This is a genomic window from Microbacterium sp. LMI13-1-1.1, from assembly GCF_040815625.1.
GTDB classification, from domain to species: domain Bacteria; phylum Actinomycetota; class Actinomycetes; order Actinomycetales; family Microbacteriaceae; genus Microbacterium; species Microbacterium forte.
This window is the reverse complement of sequence record NZ_JBFPNL010000005.1, coordinates 855,596-876,947: the sequence shown is the minus strand read 5'-3', so window position 1 is coordinate 876,947 and position 21,352 is coordinate 855,596. Positions and strand designations below refer to the sequence as shown.

General features: G+C 67.4%; 11 protein-coding genes. 7 read left to right on the top strand and 4 right to left on the bottom strand.

Going from position 1 to position 21,352, the window contains the following annotated elements:
* The first annotated feature begins 176 nt into the window (after positions 1-176).
* From MRBLMI13_RS11015 to MRBLMI13_RS10985, 7 genes are all read left to right on the top strand, one after another.
* Complete coding sequence (locus tag MRBLMI13_RS11015; protein WP_042536941.1) at positions 177-1,709, top strand: sugar transferase; 1,533 nt, start codon at positions 177-179, stop codon at positions 1,707-1,709.
* Between the two features lie 98 nt (positions 1,710-1,807).
* Positions 1,808-2,956, top strand: a complete 1,149-nt coding sequence (locus MRBLMI13_RS11010) for a DUF1972 domain-containing protein (RefSeq protein WP_367822493.1) — start codon at positions 1,808-1,810, stop codon at positions 2,954-2,956.
* A complete protein-coding gene (locus MRBLMI13_RS11005; protein ID WP_367822491.1) occupies positions 2,953-4,068 on the top strand; it encodes a Gfo/Idh/MocA family protein in 1,116 nt (371 codons plus the stop codon). Before MRBLMI13_RS11010 ends, MRBLMI13_RS11005 begins: the two co-directional genes overlap by 4 nt.
* 2 nt (positions 4,069-4,070) lie before the next feature.
* The gene (locus MRBLMI13_RS11000) at positions 4,071-4,958 is read left to right on the top strand and encodes a hypothetical protein (protein ID WP_197065936.1); all 888 of its coding nucleotides are present in this window, start codon (positions 4,071-4,073) and stop codon (positions 4,956-4,958) included.
* 1 nt (position 4,959) lies between these two features.
* Positions 4,960-6,099, top strand: coding sequence for a glycosyltransferase (locus MRBLMI13_RS10995; protein WP_367822489.1), 1,140 nt, complete (start codon positions 4,960-4,962; stop codon positions 6,097-6,099).
* A 188-nt stretch (positions 6,100-6,287) separates the two neighbouring features.
* Positions 6,288-6,905 carry a DUF4352 domain-containing protein gene (locus MRBLMI13_RS10990; RefSeq protein ID WP_367822487.1) on the top strand — a complete coding sequence of 206 codons (618 nt, stop codon included), beginning with the start codon at positions 6,288-6,290 and terminating at the stop codon, positions 6,903-6,905.
* A gap of 64 nt (positions 6,906-6,969) precedes the next feature.
* Positions 6,970-11,685 (top strand): PKD domain-containing protein, encoded by a 4,716-nt coding sequence (locus MRBLMI13_RS10985; protein WP_367822485.1) that lies wholly within the window; start codon positions 6,970-6,972, stop codon positions 11,683-11,685.
* 131 nt (positions 11,686-11,816) lie between these two features.
* Here the strand turns inward: MRBLMI13_RS10985 and MRBLMI13_RS10980 are convergent, their stop codons facing one another.
* The 4 genes from MRBLMI13_RS10980 to MRBLMI13_RS10965 form a co-directional block, all read right to left on the bottom strand.
* Entirely contained in the window at positions 11,817-14,285 is a 2,469-nt protein-coding gene (locus MRBLMI13_RS10980) for a right-handed parallel beta-helix repeat-containing protein (protein ID WP_367822483.1), read from the bottom strand.
* A gap of 233 nt (positions 14,286-14,518) precedes the next feature.
* Positions 14,519-15,100: a CDP-alcohol phosphatidyltransferase family protein gene (locus MRBLMI13_RS10975; RefSeq protein ID WP_327037341.1), complete on the bottom strand. Its 582-nt coding sequence runs from the start codon at positions 15,098-15,100 to the stop codon at positions 14,519-14,521.
* A gap of 131 nt (positions 15,101-15,231) precedes the next feature.
* Complete coding sequence (locus MRBLMI13_RS10970; protein ID WP_367825008.1) at positions 15,232-20,580, bottom strand: PKD domain-containing protein; 5,349 nt, start codon at positions 20,578-20,580, stop codon at positions 15,232-15,234.
* A 95-nt stretch (positions 20,581-20,675) separates the two neighbouring features.
* Entirely contained in the window at positions 20,676-21,326 is a 651-nt protein-coding gene (locus tag MRBLMI13_RS10965; RefSeq protein ID WP_157550032.1) for a hypothetical protein, read from the bottom strand.
* Positions 21,327-21,352: the final 26 nt, after the last annotated feature.

Here is a 21,352-nt window from a genome sequence, read left to right as displayed (position 1 = left end):
CACCGTGTGGGACGGTGACCGCAACTCGTGATTTGGGATCACGGATGCAGCAGGACCCGAGGGGTCGGGACGCAGACGATGCCATGGACGTGGGGTCCGTGGTCTGGGGAATATCTGGGGAAAACTATGGCGCACTGGGGAATTTTGCGTACATTCACGGCTCAAGGGGCCTCGGCATGACTTCCGTCGAGGATGCTCTGAGCATCACCCGCACGGGTACGGTCTTCACGCCGGTCGCTGCTCCGCGAGCCGCCAAGTCGGTCACGCGCACGGTGGTCACACCTCGCGTGTCCGCAACGCTGGAGCGACGCCGTCAGTGGGAGCGGCGTTATCGGATGCGACTGCGGATCACGGATGCCGGGGTCATCCTGTTCGCAGTCGGAATCACAGCAGCGGTCCAGGTGATGACCGGTGTCGCAGGGGAAGAGGCCCTGCGAACCGGCACTCTGCTGGGCACGCTCTGGTATCTGATGCTCGGCGCGCTGCACACCCGTGACGCAGCGCTGTTCCGCGCCAGCGCCACCGAGTACCGCGGTGTGGCACACGCCAGCGGGCTGGCGTTCGGGATCATCGCCATGCTCAGCGTCGTGCTCGGTTGGCAGACGACGCAGCTCGTGCTGCTCGTCGGCCTGCCGCTCGGTGTTCTCACGCTGCTCGTCACCCGCTGGGCGTGGCGGCACTGGCTGACGGCGCAGCGTGCGCGAGGGCGTTTCGCCTCGCGCACGCTCGTCGTCGGCAACCGCGACGACGTCGAGTACGTCATCCGCACCCTGCACCCGATCGGCGCCTCCGGGTATCAGGTCGTCGGCGCGACGCTGCTCGACGGCAACGCACGCGACGTCGAAGCCCGCGGCGCGCAGTTCCCGGTGCTCGGCAACGTCAACTCGGTGTCGACCGTGGCAGCCGAGCTGGGCGCGGACACGATCATCGTCGCGAGCCGTCCCGACGGCGAGCCCGATTTCGTGAAGCACCTCAGCTGGCAGCTCGAGGGCACCGCAGCAGAACTCGTGCTCTCCAGCCGCCTCACCGACGTCGCCGGTCCGCGCATCTCCTTCGCACCGGTCGAGGGGCTTCCGCTCATCCAGGTGCAGATCCCCTCGTACGAGGGCGGTCAGCACGTGCTCAAGCGTGCACTCGACATCGCCGTCGCATCCGTCGCGCTCATCCCGATCGCGCTGATCACGCCGATCCTCGCCCTGCTCGTGAAGCTCGACTCGCCGGGGCCCCTGTTCTTCTCTCAGGAGCGCGTCGGCCGAGATGGCCGCACCTTCCAGATCATGAAGTTCCGCTCGATGAAGACCGATGCCGAGCAGCAGCTCGCGACGCTCAAAGAGCAGAACGAGGGCGCCGGCCTGCTGTTCAAGATGAAGGACGACCCGCGTGTCACCCGAGTCGGCCGGATCCTGCGCAAGCTGTCGCTCGACGAGCTGCCGCAGTTCTGGAACGTCCTCATCGGAGACATGAGCGTCGTGGGTCCGCGCCCGCCGCTTCCCTCCGAGGTCACCGCCTACGACGGCACCGTGTTCCGTCGTCTCTACATCAAGCCGGGCATCACGGGTCTGTGGCAGGTCTCCGGCCGCAGCGACCTCTCGTGGGACGAGAGCGTTCGTCTCGACCTGCGATACGTCGAGAACTGGTCGGTCATGAACGACCTGCAGATCATGTGGCGCACTGCCAAAGTCATGGTGCGGCCCAGCGGGGCATACTAGTCACAGAACACTGTGGTTCGGTCCGCCGGGGAGGCGGATGCAGAACCGTGACGCAGTGAAGTGGGTGCGGAAGCACCCGACATGAGGGGAAAATCACCGTGCCATCAACCGTCCGGATACTTGGCACCCATGGCGTTCCCGCCGCCTACGGCGGCTTCGAGACGGCCGCCGAGAACGTCGGCCTGTACCTGCGCGAGCAGGGGTGGAATGTCATCGTCTACTGTCAGATCCCCGGGGAGGGGCCGACGACGGTGGATGAATGGAACGGCCTGCAGCGCGTCCTGATCCACGAGCCCCGCGAGGGCTGGAAGGGGACCTCCGCGTTCGACCTGACCTCCATCCGTCACGCGATGCGAGCGCACTCGGACGGCGATGTCTGGCTCACCTTCGGCTACAACACCGGCGTGTTCGACGTGATCCCCCGGCTTCGCCGGATCCCCAATGTCATCAACATGGACGGCATGGAGTGGACCCGCAAGCGGTGGGGTGTCGTGAAACAGGGGATCCTGCTCGCCAACGAACGCCTGGCCGGCCTCGTCGGAGACGTGCTGATCGCAGACCACCCGGTGATCGCGACGTACCTCCGTCGGCACTTCGGGAAGAAGCGGGTGCAGACGATCACCTATGGCGCGCACGAGGTCACCGAGGCACCGACGGGCCCCGTCGGGGCGCTCGGCCTCGTCCCCGATCAGTACGCGACGATCGTCTGCCGCCCGATCCCCGAGAACTCGGTGCTCGAGATCGTGAAGGCGTGGTCGTCCGCGAAACGCGGCATGCCGCTCGTGGTCGTGGGTCCCTACGGAGATGATGATCCATACCATCTCGCCGTGCGCGCCGCAGCCTCCGATGAGGTCCTGTTCCCGGGGGCGATCTTCGAACCCGAGCGTCTGCAGTCGCTCCGCTTCCACTCCGCTCTCTACCTGCACGGGCACACGGTGGGCGGCACCAACCCGTCACTGGTCGAGGCGATGGCCGCGGGCAACGCCGTGATCGCCCATGACAATCCCTACAACACCTGGGTCGCCGGACCCGACAACGCCTACTTCACCGGAACCGACGATCTCGCCGGCCTGCTCGACGATGTGCTCTCCGATGACAGCAGAAGGCGGCGCATGGGCGCCGCCAGCCGTGACCGCTTCCACGCTGAGTTCACGTGGACCAAGATCGGCTCCGAGTATGAACACGCTCTTCGCACCGCGCTCGCGCGTCGCGGGCACGTACAGCAGCAGACAGGGGTAAACGCATGATCGATGTCGCAGTGGTCGGACTCGGGAAGATGGGGCTGTCTCATCTTTCGATGATCAAGGCCCACCCCGACGTGAATCTGGTGGGGGTGTGCGACGCCACCGGCTATCTGCTCGACATCCTGGCCAAGTACACCGGGGTCAAGCCCTACAAGGACCTCGACAAGATGCTCGACGAGGCCCGCCCGCAGGCCATCATCATCGCGACGCCGACGCATCTGCACGCCGGGATGATCCGGAACGCACTCGAGCGCGGCATCCACGTCTTCTGCGAGAAGCCGCTCGTGATCGATCCGGCCGACAGCATCGAGCTCACCGCGCTCGCCGAGCAGAAGGGACTCGTCACGCAGGTCGGCTATCACAACCGCTTCGTCGGTGCTTTCAGCGAGGTCAAGCGCCTGCTCGACCTCGACGCCATCGGCACCGTCAACACGGCCCTCGCCGAGGCGTACGGCCCCGTCGTGCTGAAGCCCGCCGGGCGCACCTGGCGCAGCGAGCGCGCGACCGGGGGCGGCTGCCTCTACGATTATGCGGCCCATCCGCTGAACCTCCTCACCTGGTATCTCGGCACGCCGGACTCGGTGAGCGGAAGCCAGTTGACGAGCATCTTCTCGGCGCAGATCGACGATGCGGTCGCGAGCACGCTGCACTACCCGAACGGCACGGCGCAGATCATCTCGAACTGGTCCGACGAGTCGCAGCGCAAGATGACGACCAAGATCACCCTCTGGGGAACGAATGGGCGGATCTACGCCGACCGGCAGGAGATCCACGTCTACCTGCGCGACACCGCGACCATCCCCGACGGATATCGCGTCGGCTGGAACGTGCGGTACACGACCGACCTGACGGAAGCGCCCTGGTTCTATCTTCGGGGCGAGGAGTACAGCGCTCAGCTCGACTCGTTCGTGCAGCGCGCTCAGGCGGGCGCGTCCGCCGGGCTCAACAACTTCGCCTCAGCGGCGGTCACCGACAGGGTGATCTCGATGATCAGCGAAGATGCTCTGCGCGACGGTTCACGGCTCACCGCCGACGCCGCGTCCGATCTTGCAGTGAACACGGCACCGAAGGGGCGCATCGCGGCAGCACTGACCGCACTGCGCGGAGGGAAATGACCATGACGACACCCACGCGAACCATGGACCGGCTTCTGTTCGGTGACAACCAGTTCTTCGGCGTCAATCACATGTCCGAAGAGAAGGCCCGCGCTCAGCAGATGCGGTTCCAGGACACCGGTGCGATCATGGGGGTGCTCGATGCCGCGTACGACGAGGGCGTTCACACGTTCATGTGCACCACGCATGATCGCATCTCGGAGGTGACCGACCACGTCCGCGCACATCCGGACCGTTATGCGGACATGACGTTCTTCCCGTGCATGCCGTATGCGCACAAGTACGCGAACGCTGTGACGGAAGACGGGTTCCTCGGCGCGATCCGCAAGTTCCTCCCCGAGGAAGGGCTGCTCGACAGCATCGCGCGCGGCACGTCGTCGCTCGCTCGCAAGGACATCGAAGGCGTGACGACCCTGCTCATCGACGCCGAGATGAAGATGTTCGAGGGGCTCGACACCCCCGTCATCTGGCTGCAGAACGTGGTCGTCGATCTGCTGTCGGGCCTGGGATTCACCGACGCCTTCCGGATCTTCGCCGACCACGTGCGCAAGCGCTACAACGCGGAGCCCGGTTTCATCACCATGAACCTCCCTCGATTGCTCGATGACCTCGACAAGGCCGGCGTCGAGAACCCGATCGTGTGCTCCAACATCAACAAGCTGGGGTTCCGCATGTCCGGCGGCGTCGAGGCGTACCGTGACGCCATGGAGAAGCGCCAGTTCCGTGCCGTCGCGATGTCGGTGTATGCGAGTGGCGCGATCCCGCCTCGCGAAGCCATCGAGTGGGTGACCTCGCTGCCGAACCTCGAGTCGATCGTCTTCGGCGCATCCAGCCGTGCGAACATCGCATCGACGGTGAGCCTGGTCGACGAGTACTGGCCTCAGCGCTGACATGCCGAAGGGTGACCCGAACGTCGTCCTGATCGCCAACCCCGGCTCCGACCTGTACGGCTCGGATCGGATGGTTCTCGAGACCGTCCGCGCGCTCGTCGGCACGGGGCGGAGGGTCGTGGTGACCGTGCCGATGGCAGGGCCCCTCGTGCCGCTGCTCGAGGAAGCCGGAGCCGAGGTCGTCGAGTGCGCGACGCCGATCGTCCGCAAGGGCCTGCTGAACGCGCGGGGACTCGTGGAGCTGGTCGTGACGACGGTCAAGGCCGTCGGCCCCGGCCTCAGACTCATCCGACGCGTCGACCCCGGCGCGGTGATCGTGAACACCATCACTCCCCCGCTGTGGATCCTCCTCGGCCGCATCAGCCGACGCCGCACGGTCTGTCACGTGCACGAGGGCGAGGGCTCCGTCGCCGGGATCGTGCGCCGCGCCCTCTACCTGCCGCTCGTGTTCAGCGATCGCGTCATCGCGAACAGCGACTTCACGCGTCGCGTCCTGGCGTCCTCCGCTCCTCGGGTCCGCGACAGGACGATCGTGGTGCACAACGCGGTCCCCGGTCCAGGTGAGGTCGTTCCACCGCGAATCGCGCTCACCGCCCCGACGCGCCTCCTCTACGTCGGTCGACTGTCGCATCGCAAGGGCGTGCATGTGGCGGTCGATGCGCTCGACGCGCTCGTCCGCGAGGATCGCGACGTTCGTCTCGACGTGGTCGGCGCTGTCTTCCCCGGCAATGAGGCATACCTCGATGAGCTTCGCGCCCAGGTCGCCCGCTGCGGACTCGAAGATCGGGTGTCCCTCCTGGGATTCAAGTCGTCGGTGTGGGACGACCTCGCGCGCAGCGACATCGCCGTGATCACCTCCCTCGTCGACGAGACGTTCGGCAACACCGCCGTCGAGGCCGCTCTCGCCGCGCGTCCTGCGGTGGTGAGTAAGGTCGGTGGTCTGCCGGAAGCAGTGAGTTCGTCGCAGAGCGCGACGCTCGTGGCCCCCGGCGACGCTGCTGAACTCGCGGCGGCGATCGCTGCCAAGATCGACGATTGGCCCTCGCAGGCGGCTCTCGCCGTATCGGATGCCTCGGCGGTCGCGGACGCGTTCTCGGTCGATCGGTACACCGACGGAATACTCGCCGCACTTCTTCGCTGAAGGTCTAGCGAGATCTATCCACAGGACTCTTGTCCCCCATCCGGCGGACATGATAGGATCGCGCTCACTGGGGATAGCGTCATTTGGGGATGACGCAAGCCGATCGACTCGTTCTGAACGGGTCGACATCGGCAACCCTGATTGGGGAATCTGGGGAATCGACAATCATGGTGATTGCGCGTACAAGCATGTCCATCGCGGCCCTCGCGCTCTGCGTGAGCCTGGTCGCCTGCAGCGGCACCGGGGAGCCGTCGAGCGGAGCGGATCCGACGGTCACATCGTCGGCGACTCCCGCTCCTGAACCGTCCGCGAGCTCCGCGCCGTCGGCGAACTCGGGAGCGACCACCCCCGACGAGCCTGTCGCGAAGATCGAGCGTGCGGGGCACTCGGATGCACCGACCGTGAAGGCGGATCCGGCGGACACCTCGGATGCCGTGTCCTACGGCGACGGCGTCAGCGTCCGCATCGACGACGTGTCGTTCGGCAAGGAGACGTCGCAGGGACCGGGGAGCTTTCCGGGCCGCGAGTACGCCCGACTGACGATCACGATCGACAACGGCTCCTCCGACTCGATCGACCTCGGCACGTCGGTGCTCACGGTGCTCGATGCGAGCGGCACGACCGCGGTGCGCGTCTACGCCGCCGAAGCGGAGGTCACCGACTTCGCCGGCACGGTGGCCGCAGGCAAGAGCGCCACCGCGACCTACGCCTTCGCGCTCCCCGTGGATGCGCGCGACGAGGTCACCGTGGTCGTCGACTTCGACGGCGACCATACATCCGCCGTCTTCCGCGGAGGGCTCGGCTGACATGTCCACGCTGAGCCCGTCCGCGACCACCGATTCCGACCGCTTCCCGACACGAGGAACCTCCATGACACGCACCGCTCGCGGAGCAGACCGTCTCCGTCGCGTGATCGCCACGATCGCCACCGCCGCGACAGCCCTGGCCGCGATCGCATTCATCGCTCTGCCCACCGAGTCAGCGTCCGCCGACACACCAGGACAGCCCAACACCGTCACCGCTGACGTCCTGCCCACCTGGCAGATCAACGGTGTCGTGTGGAGTCAGGTCGTGGCCGGGAACACGGTGTACGTCACGGGCAGCTTCACGAAGGCACGCCCGCCGGGGGTCGCCGTCGGCGGGCCGGGCGAGATCGACGCGAACAACGTGTTCGCGTTCGACATCACCACGGGAAACCCCGTTCCGAACTTCAGCCACTCCTTCGACGCTCAGGGACTCGTCGTACGAGTCACCCCCGACGGCAAGACCGTCTACTTCGGCGGCGACTTCACGGCCGTCGACGGTCAGGCCCGCGCGCACGTCGCGGCCTTCGACGTCGCCACCGGCGCGATGCTCGACTGGGCGCCCCGCACGGACGGACAGGTGAGAGGTTTCGCCTTCGCGGGCGACACCGTCTACGTGGGCGGCAACTTCCGCTCCAGCGGCGGTCAGCCGCGCAGCGAGCTGGCGGCCTGGAACACCACCTCCAAGACGATCACGTCGTGGGCTCCGTCTGCGGCCGGCGACGGATTCGTGTGGGACATGCTGATGTCGCCCGACTCCTCCCGCGTCATCATCGGCGGCTCGTTCACCACTCTCAACGGGGCACCCGCATACGGCATGGCCTCTGTCGACACCGCGACCGGGGCCGCACTCCCCTGGGCCGCCACCGACAAGATCAAGACCGCCGGGCTCAACGGAGCGATCTCGAGCCTCAGCACCGACGGCACGCAGGTCTACGGCACCGGGTACGCGTTCGGTGCAGGAGCATCATTCGAGGGGACCTTCGCGGCTGACCCCTACACCGGGCAGATCAACTGGCTCAACGACTGCCTCGGTGACACGTATGCGAGCTTCCCGCAGGGCGGCGTGCTCTACTCCGTCTCGCACAAGCACGACTGCAGCGTTGTCGGCGCCTTCGGCGACACCAACCCGCGCTCGCGCTGGGTGAAGGCGATCGCCGAGAGCACCACGCCCACGGGTGGCGTGATCACCAAGAAGGACGCCTACGGGTGGGACTTCACCGGTCTTCCCTACACGGAGCAGCTCAACTGGTACCCCGATCTCGAGTTCGGCACCTACACGAGCGCGCGTCAAGCCGCATGGTCGGTCACCGGAAACGCGAACTACGTCGTTCTGGGCGGCGAGTTCCCGAAGGTGAACAACGTGGCGCAGCAGGGCCTCGTCCGGTTCGGCAAGACGAACGTCTCGCCGCACGCCGTCGCCCCGGTCTACAACGCCGGCCTCACCCCCGCGCCGTACTCGAACGAGTCCGGAGTGGTGAGGGTCCCGTTCACCAGCGTCTGGGATCGCGACAACGCCACGATCACGTACGACGTGTTCCGCAGCCCCTCCGTCAAGATCGCGACCTTCACCCGCACCGACGGCCGGTTCTGGAACCTGCCGAGCCTGAGCATCACCGACAGCGGCCAGACGCCGGGAGCGCAGGTGCGCTACCAGGTCAGGGCCAAGGATGCCGACGGCAACGTGCAGTGGAGCGCCTGGTCGCCCTATGTGACCGTGTCGAGCACGCCGACCGCCACGTACCGCGCAGCGGTGAGGGCAAGCGGTGCCAGCCACCTCTGGCGCCTCGACGAGACGACCGGAACGCGGCTGTACGACGACGTGGGGAACGCACCCGGTACGGCCACGAGCCTCACGCTCGGCTCGTCGGGCGCACTGCTCAACGACTCCAACGCGGCGATCACCTCTGCCGGGGGAAGCACGCCCAAGATGACGACGCAGGATGTCAGCACCGCGACGCCGGCCGCGACGGTCGAGGCGTGGGTGAAGACCACCAACACGAGGGGCGGGCGGATCGTCGGCTTCGGCGACTCCGCCACGGGCACGTCGACGTCGGGGATCACCGACCGAGTGCTCTACCTCGACAACTCGGGACGCGCGAACTTCGCGATCAACGACGGCTCCTACCGCACGATCTTCAGCCGCACCGCGGTGAACGACGGCAACTGGCACCACATCGTGGGCACCGTGGGCGCCGAGGGCATGCAGCTCTTCGTCGACGGCAAGCGCGTGGATCGCGATCAGGCACGCACCTCGCCGAAGATCTACGACGGCTACTGGCGCATCGGCGCAGACCAGACGAACGGCTTCACCAACAAGCCGACCAACGCCGGTCTCGCGGGCACGATCGACGACGTGGCGGTGTACCCGTCCGCCCTGACTCCGGCCGACATCCAGTCGCACTACCTCGCGAGCGGGCGTTCGGCCGCGTGGACCGCAGCTCCGACCGATGTCTACGGCGCCGCGGTGTCGACGGACAAGCCCGATCTCTACTGGCGTCTCAACGAGACGGCGGCAGGCACCATCGTCGACTCCGCCTCCGGCGGGACGACGGGCAATCTCGCCGGAACCGTGACCCGCGGGCAGACGTCCGCGATCGGGACCGGAACCGCGACCACCTTCAACGGCACGACCGCGCTCGTGGTCGCGCAGGAGCCCTGGACGGCGCCGACCACCTACAGCGCAGAGCTGTGGTTCAAGACGACGAGCAACAAGGGCGGCACGCTGATCGGATTCGGCAACGCCACCAGCGGGCTCAGCACCCAGTACGACAGACACGTCATCATGCAGAGCGACGGAAAGGTGCAGTTCGGAAGCGGTCAGCCGCAGACGACCCTGGTCACCCCCACCTCCTACAACGACGGCCAATGGCACCACGTGGTCGCCACTCAGGGCGCCGATGGGATGAGGCTGTGGCTCGATACGCAGCTCGTCGGCAGCAACTCGATGGCGGGTTCGGAGAACTACCGCGGATACTGGCGCATCGGCGCGGACAGGACGTGGGGCAGCACGTCCAGCAACTACATCGCCGGAACGCTCGACGAGGTCGCCGTGTACCCCTCGGTGCTCTCGGAGCAGCGGGTTCGCGATCACTTCGCAGCGAGCGGCCGCACCGTTCCCGGGCGTGCACCGGTGGCGGCATTCACCTCGGTGGCCGACAAGCTGAAGATCGACGTCGACGCGAGCACGTCGACCGATGCCGACGGGGGGCCGCTCGCCTACGCGTGGGACTTCGGTGACGGCACGGTCGCGACGGGGGCGACGGCGTCGCACGTCTACACCGCCGGGGGCACCTACACGATCACGCTGAAGGTGACGGACAGCACCTCGCTCGTCAACACCCTCACCCGGTCGGTCACGGTCGCCCCTAACCAGGCTCCCACCGCGGCGATCAGCGCCACCACGGATCACCTCGACGTCGCGCTCGACGGATCGGCATCGTCCGACCTCGACGGCACGATCGCGTCGTACGAGTGGGACTTCGGTGACGGCACGACCGGCACCGGCGCCACCACGACCCACACCTATACGACGGCAGGCGACTTCACCGTGACTCTCACGGTGAAGGACGACAACGGCGCCACTGCCACCAAGACGCGGGCCGTCACGACGACGCTGGCGCCGAACCAGGATCCGACAGCGGCGTTCACGACCGCGGCGAACCTGCTCGCAGTGACCGTGGATGCCACGACATCGACGGACCCTGACGGGACCATCGACATCTACGCCTGGGACTTCGGTGACGGCGGCACCGGATCCGGAGCGACGGCGTCCCACACCTATGCGAGCGCCGGCACCTACACCGTGAAGCTCACGGTGACGGACAACCGAGGTGGCACGGCGACCGTGACGCATGACGTCACCGTGGCGCCGAACCAGGCACCCTCTGCGGCCTTCACCACCTCGGTGGCGAACCTCGCTGTGGCTGTCGACGGCTCGGGCTCAGCGGATGCGGACGGAACCGTCGCGTCCTACGCCTGGGACTTCGGCGACGGCGGCACCGCTTCGGGAGCGACGTCTTCCCACACCTACGCAGCCGGGGGCACCTACACCGTGACCCTGACGGTGACGGACGATCGGGGGGCGACAGCCACCACGACGAAGTCGGTCACCGTCGCGGCACCGCAGGTGTGGGCGCAGGATGCCTTCACCCGGACGGGCACCAACGGATGGGGCACCGCGACCACCACCGGCGGCGCGTGGACCATGTTCCCGACCAGCGCGACGGCCCTGAGCAAGTTCGCCGTCAACGGCACCGGCGGAACCGTCACCCTGTCGGCGGGGAACAACTACTCGGCCTCGCTCGCCGGCTCGACGCCGTCGACGAACACCGAGGAACGGTTCACGGTGGCGTTCAACCAGCCGTCCACCGGTGGCGGGTTCTACTTCTCCGCTCTCGGACGACAGATCGACACTGCCAACGACTACCGGGCGAAGTTCCGCGTGGCGTCGAACGGCGTCGTGTCCCTCTGGCTGACGAAGACGATCGCCGGGGTCGAGACGGTCCTCTCGTCGACGACCGTCCCCGGTCTGACGATCACGAGCGCCGACCAGCTGAGCGTGAAGTTCCAGGTGACGGGCACCAACCCGACGACCCTCAAGGCGAAGGTCTGGCGCACCGCCACCGCAGAACCGACAGCGTGGACCCTTTCGGCGACCGATGCCACGGCCTCGCTGCAGGCCCCCGGCTACGTGGGCGTGAACAGCTACCTGTCGTCCAGCGCGACGGCCGTGCCTGTCGTCTACACGTACGACGACTTCTGGGCAGGACCCGCACAGTAGTCAGTCATCCGTGACACGAAGGGCCGAGGCGATCACCGCCTCGGCCCTTCTGGGTTGATGACACGCCCTCACCGAAGGTCGGGAGTCGCGATGAGGGGCACCGGTCCCCGATCAGGGGAACCGGATCGCGATCAGGGGAACCGGGCCCCGATCGTGGGTGTCGTCGATCCGAGGATCGTCGCCACGATCGCCGGAAGACCTCTGGCGGGGGCCGTCACACCCGCGAGCAGCCTTCCCGAGGCATCCGTCGCCTTCCTGCCCTCGACCGCGGTGGAGTTCGCGTCCTGCCCTGTCGTCGTCCGGTAATCCGCCCACGTCGTGAACACATACGGGTTCACATTGGCCGTGCCACGCGACCAGATGACGAACCAAGTGGGCGCCGCAGCGCTGTTTCGCTGCACCACATTTCCGTCCGAGCGGATGTTGAGGTCGGCCGGGGTGTACCGGTGCGTGTAGTCCTCGACGCACACCGTGCAGTTTCCGGCGCTCTCACCGATGACGTTGTTCCCCATCGAGATGTCGCGGATCAGCCACGGCATCGTCGAATCCGGGAACGGGCGCCGAGCATTGTGTCCCGGGACGGACGAATCCGTGGAGCTGCGGCTGTCCTGCACGATGTTCACAGCCCGGTCGCCGCCGATGATCGTGTTGTTCCACAGGTTCACGCCGCCGGTGTTGTTGATCTTGACGCCGTTGCCCGCGTTCCGAAGGACGAGGTTGTTGACGAAATCGATCTTCTGGGACAACTCGAGGAAAGCGCCGGCACCCCTGTTCTCGACGAGGTCGGATCCTGTGATGCGAACGTCGTAGACCGATTGATCGAGCCACACCCCTGGGCCGTCGTTGCGCAGCAGGGCGGAATCGCTCACGGTGACTCCCCGCGACTTCGCGATCTTCACGCCGCCGGACACGGGCGATGTGTTGAAGTGCTCGGCGTTGTTCTCGACGGCGAGGAGGTCATCGATCGTCAGCGCGTCAGCGTAGTTGGCGCCGAGCCCCATCAGGCCGTTGCGAGCCAGCGTCACATCGCGCACCGTCGCGTTCGAGGCGCCGACGAAGAGTCCGGTCGACGCCGTGTCGTAGATCACGACGTTCTCGATCGTCGCCTTCGGCGCTTCGACGGTGACGGCGCCCATCATCCAGACGGACGTCGCGTAGTTGCGGACGCCGATGCCTCGGACGACCGCGCCTTCCCCGCGCAGCGAAAGCGCCTTGGTCAGAGTCGACGCGCGCACCGTGCGGCCTGCAGGGTCGCTCCCGAGATAGAGCCGGTCGTTCGCCACGTCGGTGAAGAAGGTGCCCGGCTTCAGCGCCGCCAGCGAAGAGACCTCGGCCTGAGCGGCGCCGTCGATCCAGACCTGCTCGGGGTGCGCGGCCATGGGATACGCCGCGTTCAGCCACCGCCAGCCGGGTTCTGTTCCGTCGGCCTCGCCCTTGGTGAAGGACGGCGTCGAATCGAAGTCGTACTTCCAGTCCGCGCTGAACCAGCGACCGCTGGAAGCCTGCCAGTTCTTCAGGGTCGAGGCGCCGTCGAACCAGACCGCCTCACCCGGATAGGACTGGATCGTGATCTTCTTGCCCGCGGGGATCACGACCGTCTCGTGATACGAGCCCGCGCGAAGCACGAGCGTCGAACCTGAAGGCGCCCGGTCGACCGCGGCCTGGACCGTGGCGAAGGGGGCCGCGGAGGTACCCGAGCCGGCCGCTGTGCCGTTCGGGCTGACGAAGAGCGCTCCAGCGGGAACCGGATACTTCGTGGTTCCGACGAGCGCCGACCCCGCGCCTGTCCTCGCGCCGGCGACGTTCCAGACCGGGGCCGCTCCGGCCGCACCGGCGGGAGCCGTCGGTGTCGTGGGAGTCGTGGGAGTCGTGGGAGTCGTGGGAGTCGTCGGAGTCGTCGGAGTCGTCGGAGTCGTCGGCGGAGCAGGCGTCGTCGTCGCCTTCGCGGTGACGGTGAGGTCATCGAAGAGGGCTGCCAGCGCGGGTGTGCTCCGCGAGACATAGAGCCGCACCCCCACGCGCCCCTGGGCCGCGAGGCGCTTCGCCGAGCGATCCGTGACAGAGAGCTTCCACGTGGTCGGCTTCGTTCCTGCCGCGGTCACCCGTGCATCGACCGTGACTGCGGTCGTCCCAGCGAGGCGGGTCTCGAGGACGAACGGGACGCCAGCCTTCACACGGAGCTCGGGAACCCACGCGTGGCCGAGGCTCGTCTGCACCCCCGCGTTCACGCGGAGCGTCTCGAGAAGAACCACGCCCTTCGGATCCACGCGGACCTGCGTCTGATAGAAGCCGTCGGCCGTGAGTCGCGACTGCAGGCTCACGTACACACCCGAACCGGACTTGGGCAGCTGCGGAAGCGTGAAGACCGTCGACTGAGTGGAGTCGCGGACGGAGAGACCGACGGGTCGCGCGGTCACGGTGGCACCCGGCGCGGCGGCGGACAGCTTCGCCTTGCCGTTGGCGACCGAGATCGAGGTCAGCGGTGAGGCGTCGTACGTTCGGCCGTCGGGCGCGGCCCCTAGGCCCTTGGCGACGGTTCGCGTCATCGAGTCCTGGATGAGGACCACGCCTGAGCTCTCTGCGGCGGCGGCGGGGGCCACGGAGGCGAAGGGAAGGAGTAGTGCGGATAAAGCTGCGATCAGGGGGAGGGAGTTTTTACGCATGGGGGAGGGTCTCCGATGTGCTTCTCGTCACTGCAGGGTCGGGTGTGGCAGCTACGACATCCGACTTCGGTGGCGGATTGTCGTAGACAATAGCCTGAATTCCCTGCGCAGTGGCTGAGGATTCGCTGATACTGGTCTACAGACTGTCAGCATTCGGAGCGCGTGCGGGCTCAGCCGAGCGCTGACATCTTCCGGAACCATATGGCCAGAGCGGCGGCCAAGTACAGCAGCGCGGCGAGGGCCAGGAGGCTGTATATCAGCATGAAAGCCTGCGGCCAGCCCCACAGCACGAACGCGAAACAGAGGATGCCGTAGTCCGTCGGAAGCCCGAGCAGAGAGCGCCCGAGTGAGAACCCACCGGCCTGAGCCGCCTGCGCAACGCCCTTCTTGCCGCGCAGCAGGTCGTTCAGGATCATCCCGAAGAACGTCACCGTCGAGATGACCGCGAAGCCGAGCGGCACCAGAAGCCAGAGGTCCGACGGCAGCGGGAAGAACCGGTACCAGCCGATGGCGACTGCGAGCGGAAGAGCGACGAGCTTGGTGGAGTCCAGCACGTGGTCGAGCCACTCCCCCGCGAGCGAGCCTCCTCCACGGAGCCTCGCGACCTGACCGTCTGCGCTGTCCCAGGCATAGCCGACCGCGAGGAGCAGCCAGACGATGATCCCGAGCACGATCGACGGCGGGACCGTCGCCAGGAGCACGATCCCCGTGAAGGTGAAGGCCGCGCTGATCAGAGAGACCTGATTCGGCACGAGCCCTGCGGTGAATGCGCCGGCTGCGATGACCCGGCCGACGGGACGGTTGATGAAGACCGAGTACGCAGGAGCCCCGCGTGCACGCCCCTTCTGGGCGGCCGCGAGGCTCCGGTACGAATCTGCGAAAGTCAGGGCGTCACTCCTCGTGCTCGGAAGTCGTCGAATGTCAGGGTGTACGGAACACTGGTGAAGCCGGATCCCGCGTAGGTCGAGATCCCGACGTAACCGGCGGTCTGCAGTGCTGCGGTGGAATCGGTCGTGGACAGCTGCCAGGCAGCCGGCTCCGTCGTTCCCGCCGCCCAGAGCTTACTCCGGAGCGTCGTCGTACCCGTGCCGAATGCCTGCACCCGCACGTTATATACCGTTCCGGCGGCGAACGTGAAGCCCGCCATGTTCTGCGAGACCAATGCCGTGCCACCGCGGGCGAGCTGTGCCGTCACCGATCCGTCGGCACCGATCAGCCACCGCGCCCGGTAGTCATCCGACCCGACGACCCGAGCGAGTGCCGCGACGTAGACGCGCGCTCCGGCCGGCATCGCCGGCGCGGTCACGGTGAACGTCAGATCCGTGCTCGTCGAGGTGGCGGAGTTCAACGATGCCGTGCGAGTCTGCCCCGCCGCCTGCGTCGTGAACTTCGCTGCCCCGTTGTCGATCGCGACGTTCGCCGCTCCGCTCGTCTGCGTCCAGACACCACCGGTCTGGGCCGTCCCGAGCGTGCCGTTCGCCCGACCGAAGTCGTCGGCGGCGAAGGCCGCACCGGCCGGAGCGACCACCGTCACGGACTTCGTCACGGTGTTCACCGCGCCGAGGTTGTCGGTCACCGTCAGCGTCACCGTGTATGTGCCCGCTGCGGCATACGGGTGCGAAGCGGTCGACCCGGTGGCGGTCGCCCCGTCACCGAAGTTCCACGCATACGAGGCGACAGAGCCGTCAGGATCCGTCGATGCCGTGCCGTCGACCGCGACCGTGAGATCGGTCGGAGTCGCCGTGAACGATGCGACAGGGTTCTGGTTGACCGGGCCCGCCGTCACCGTGACCGCCTTGGTGACCGTTCCGGTCGCACCCTTGTCGTCCGTGACCGTCAGCTTCACCTGGTACGTGCCTGCGACAGCATATGCATGCGCAGCGGGCGTGACGCCCGTGGCCGTGGCTCCGTCTCCGAAGTCCCAGGCGTACGAGGCGATGGTGCCGTCGGCGTCGGTCGAGGTCGATCCGTTCACCGTGGCCGAGAGCCCGCTCACCGAACTGGTGAATGCGGCGACCGGCGCCTGGTTGGCGGGAGGCGTCGGGCCGCCCGTCGTGGATCCTGCCCAGAAGTTGTCGAACCGGGTCTGGAACGGCACGTTGGTGACCGAGCCGCCGAGATACACGCCGAGACCGACGTGTCCGGCCGACTGCAGACCAGCGGTGGAGCTCGTCGTCGACGAGGTCCAGTTCGCGGGCTCAGCCGTGCCGACCTTCCACACCTTGGCCCTGACCGTTGTCGGCGAGGTGCCCGTGGCCTCGGTGCGCACGTGCAGTGCGTCACCGGCGCTCACGGTCAGCCCGGTCGAGGCGGTCGTCAGGACGGTAGCCGTCTGCTGCAGCTGCAGCTGGACCCCGCCGGTCGGCGAGACGATGACGCGCGACCGGTAGTCCTCCGTGCCCACACGACGTGCGGCCACCGTGTAGTACGCGCTGCCCCCGGTCGGGAGCTGCGGCAGCACCACGTCGACGTCGACTGCGGTGTCGGTCGAGGAGACGCCCGTGAGGTACGCGTACCGCTGCGCTCCTCCGGCCGGCTGCTGGAACGCCGCGTAGGCGCCGCTGACGAGGTAGTTGGATGCCGTGTTCGACAGGGTCCACGCTCCCCCGGTGTTCGCGGTACCGAGGCCGCTGGCGACCGTGCGGTTGAACGAGTCGGTGGCGTAGGTCACCGCTCCCACCGGCGCCGTGACCGTGATCGACGCCGTCGTCTGCGACGTCGCTCCCTCGTCATCGGTCACGGTGAGCGTGATGGTGTACGTTCCCGCTGCCGCGTACGTGTGGGTCGCGGTCTTGCCCGATCCTGCGGCCGACCCGTCACCCCAGTTCCACGAGTAGCCGGCGATCGTGCCGTCGGTGTCCTGCGAGGCGCTCGCGTCGACATCGGCCTTCAGGTCGGTGGCGGCGGAGGTGAACGAGGAGACCGGCGCCTGGTTCGCGACGGCTTCGACGACGGACGTCGACGTGCCCGTCGCGCCCTTGTCGTCCGTCACCGTGAGGGTCACCGTGTAGGAGCCCGCGACCGCGTAGGTGTGCGTCGCCGTGGCTCCGGTGCCCGCAGGCGTTCCGTCGCCCCAGTTCCAGCTGTAGCTCGCGATCGTGCCGTCGGCATCCGCGGAGGCGCTCGCGTCGACCGCGAGGCCGAGCTTGGTCACGGTGTTCGTGAAGCTCGCCGTCGGTGCGATGTTCGCGGGCGCTCCCGTGGTTCCCAGCGCGTAGTGCTGCGAGACGGTCGTTCCGGACAGCGGCGACAGGTAGACCGCGACCTCGTCGATCGATCCGTCGAACTCCCAGTCGCCCGGACCCCACGTGACGTCGCCGCCCACGTGCCAGTACCCGGTGTAGTCCTGAGCGTTCGTCTGGCCGTTGGACCCCTGCTCCACGCCGTCGACGTAGAGGCGCATTCCGGTGGCGCCCTGCGTGGCGACCACCTGGTGCCACTGGCCGTCGTTGTACGACGCGGAGGTCTGCAGCGTGTCGGCGAAGCCGACCCACACTCCGTAGATGAGCTTGCCGTCCGGTGTCATGTAGACGTGACGGTCGTAGCCCGAGGAGTTGCCGTTCGAGCTGTTGCCGAAGCCGATGATCTTGCCACCGGTGGTCGTGCTCGTCTTGAACCATGCCTCGAGCGAGTACGAGCGGGGGTTCGTGTAGGAGTTCTGGCTGATGACCTGGCCACCCTCGAACGAGGCCGCCTTGTTGGTCACACCGGCGAGGGCTCCGTCGGCGCCCTTGCTGACGCTGCCGAAGTAGGTGCCCTTCTGGTTGTAGCCCGAGGCATCCGCTGCGGTGTCGCCCGTCGACTCGCCGAGTCGCCAGTACAGCGCCGGGTCTGCGGCGTACACGGCCGCGCCGTACGCGTCAGCCGGAGCGGTCGATCCCTCGAGCTCACGACCGGATGCCGTGTAGTGCGAAGCGACCTGCTCGCGGGTCAGCGGGGCGCCGTAGATGGCGACGTCGTCGATCTGACCGGGGAAGAAGGCTGCTCCCGACCACGGGCTGTCGCCTCCGACTCGCCAGTAGCCGTTGTACGACTGCGCCGACGTGACATCGGTGCGCTGGGCGACGCGGACGCCGTCGATGTAGAGCACCATGCCGCCGTCGCTCAGACCCGCCGACACGTAGTGCCACTGCCCGTCGTTGAACGCGCTGGCCGAGCTGATCGTCTGCGACGACCCCGGGTAGACACCGAAGGTGACCTGTCCGCTCGGCTCCATGTAGACGTGGCGGTCGTAGCTGCCGGAGGTGCCGGTGGAGCTGTTGCCGAATCCGACGATCTTTCCACCGTTGGTGGCGGTCGTCTTGAACCAGGCCTCGATGCCGAACGTGTTCGGACCGGCGATCGCCGATGTCGTCGACGCGAAGCCCTCGCCGGAGCCGTCGAAGCTCGACGCGCTGCGCGAGTCCGAGAGCATGGCACCGGTGGTTCCGCGGGTCACGCCGCTGCGCACGGCGAGGTCGGATGCACCGGCCCAGTCGTACGAGAGCGTGGCCGACGAGTCGTCGAGGGGCCAGTAGTTCAGCGGTGCGTCATCGAGCACCGCGGTGCGGTACGCGCTCGGGGCCGCGGATCCGGATGCCGTCACGGTCGTCGTCCCACCGAGGATCGAGTGTCCCTCGTTGTCGGTGGCACGCACGCGGTACGTGTACGTGGTTCCGTTCGTGACGGTGGTGTCGACGAACGCCATCGGAGGGAGCCCCCAGTCGGCGGACTTCGACCGGACGTTCTCATAGGTCTTGACGACCGCGTTGTCGCGCAGCACCTCGTACTTCAGGTACTCGCTGTCACGGTCGTAGTTGAGCGGCCAGCTGACGCGGACCGATCCGCCCGTGAGGGCGATCGACGAGGCAGGCCAGGCCGTGTTCCAGAGGATCGGACCCTGCGCGTTGGGCGCCTTCGACGTCACCGCGAAGCGGGCGAGACCCTGCTGACCGGTGTTGTTCACCCGGGTGAACTCACCGCCGTAGACGAGGTACTCGCTGTTGGAGCTGACCGACCACGGGCCCTGCGATGCGCCGCTGACGTTTCCCGCGTTGAAAGCGGGGAACCAGTGCAGCAGCTTGGGCGCCGGGTTGCCGCCGAAGTCGTAGTATCCGAGGTTCAGTCCGTAGGGCGTCGTCCGCGCGACGTCTTTCGAGACCGCGAGACCGCGGTAGAAGGACCAGGGGTCGCTCTGCGGGAAACCGCCTTCGAGGCTGCCGCAGTAGTGCGAGTGACCGGCCGCGTACACGGTGTCGCCCATCGGCTCCACGTCGTACTGGTCGCCGTGGCAGTCGTTGACCCAGACGAGGTCGCCGCTCGACCACGATGCGCGGAAGGAGCCCTCGAGGTTGCCACCGGCGCCGAACACGTAGCCGGTGCCGTAGATGTCGTCGCCGGACGACTTGAGCGAGAGGATCGCCGCGTCGAGTCCGGCGTTGCGGATGACGTTGTTCGCCGAGAACGGCAGCAGGGAGGCGTCGGATGCCGAGACCATGGCCAGGCCGTAGCCCGGGTTCGAGCTGCCGTTGAGAGTCTGGAAGTTGCCGCCGAGGACCACCTTGTCGCCCGCGGGAGAGACGGTCACGACACGACCCTGCCGGCCTTCGAGCGCCGGGGCCCAGGGCAGCAGAGCGCCGGCGCGGGTGAACGCTGCGGCGCCGGAGCGGTCGTTGCCGGAGACGCGACCGAACGTGCCGGTGATGTACACGGTGTCGTTGGTCGCGGCGACACCCGAGGTGACGCCGTTGGAGTTCGGGTTGAACGCCGCGAGGTTTCCGCTGGGCAGGTCGAACGCCGCCACGCGGTTGCGGGTCTGGGTGTTCACGGTCGTGAAGTCGCCGACGATGTAGAGGCGAGTGCCGTCTGGCGATGCCTCGACCTGACGCACCTGGCCGTTGATCGACGGCGCGAACGACGCGATCAGCACCCCGGTGCGGATGTCGTAGGCCAGGAGGTTCGACCGCGGCGTCTCATTCGTGCCGGCGGCCGCCCCTGCGGGGCGTGCGCTGGTGAACTTGCCGGCGGCGTACACGACGTTGCCGACCACGGCCTGATCCCAGACGATGCCGTTGATCTGCACCGTCGGCAGCGAATCAGCGGTGACCGTCGAGGCCTCTCCGGCCGGTGGACTCACGTCCGCCTGCGCGGGCGACATCGTCACCAGCGATCCGAAGGCGACGGCGAGCGTCACCGCGATCGCGATCAATGCACCGCGTCCGCGGCGTCCCCAAGACATTGCTGTAGTGCCCATCGTTCATCTCCCCAGATGATGGACCGTTCGTGCGCGACCCCTACATCGGCACCGAACGATGATTCCCCAGTATTACGTCGCTCGGTGCTGACGACCTAGGGTCGTGGGCCTACGAAGATGACGTTTGGCGCAGAGGCCAATATATCGACGGTAACACGCAGGTCCCCCTCAGGAGAAGAGGGAACTGCAAACTGGAATATCGCTTCTGCGCTGTCGCCCGCTGCGATCGATGCCGGCCAGACCGACGAAGCGTCTCCCGTGAGACCGGCCGCCGGAAGTCTGTCGTCACCGCCATACGTGAGGGTGACGTTCGCGCCTGCGGTATCGACAGCCTCGTCCGACTCGTTCGTCAGCCGCACCGTCACCTGAATCGCCGGCCCGCTCGGCTCTCCCGGGATGTCGTTGCCGGCAGTGATGGCCTCGAGCGCCGTGACCTCTGAGACGACGCCCTGCACGGGCGGCGCCGGCTCGTCGATCGGCACCTCATCGCCCGCGTCGGGTTTGACGACCGCGTCGGTGGAGCCGGGCGACGGCGTCTCGAACTCAGTGGGCTGAGGCGTCGGTGTCGGCCCCGGGCTGCCCGTGGCGCCGGGGGATGCCGAAGCGCCGGGATTCCCCTCGCTGGAGTCGCTGTTCGCCAGCACACCCCAGACCGTTCCGCCGATGAGGAGCGCCGCGATCACGCCGGCGATCGCCCATCCTCGCCACCCCATCCGCCGACGCGGCTCGTTGAGCGACTCAGACACTGGTCCCCTCCTCCGCGCACCGGTTC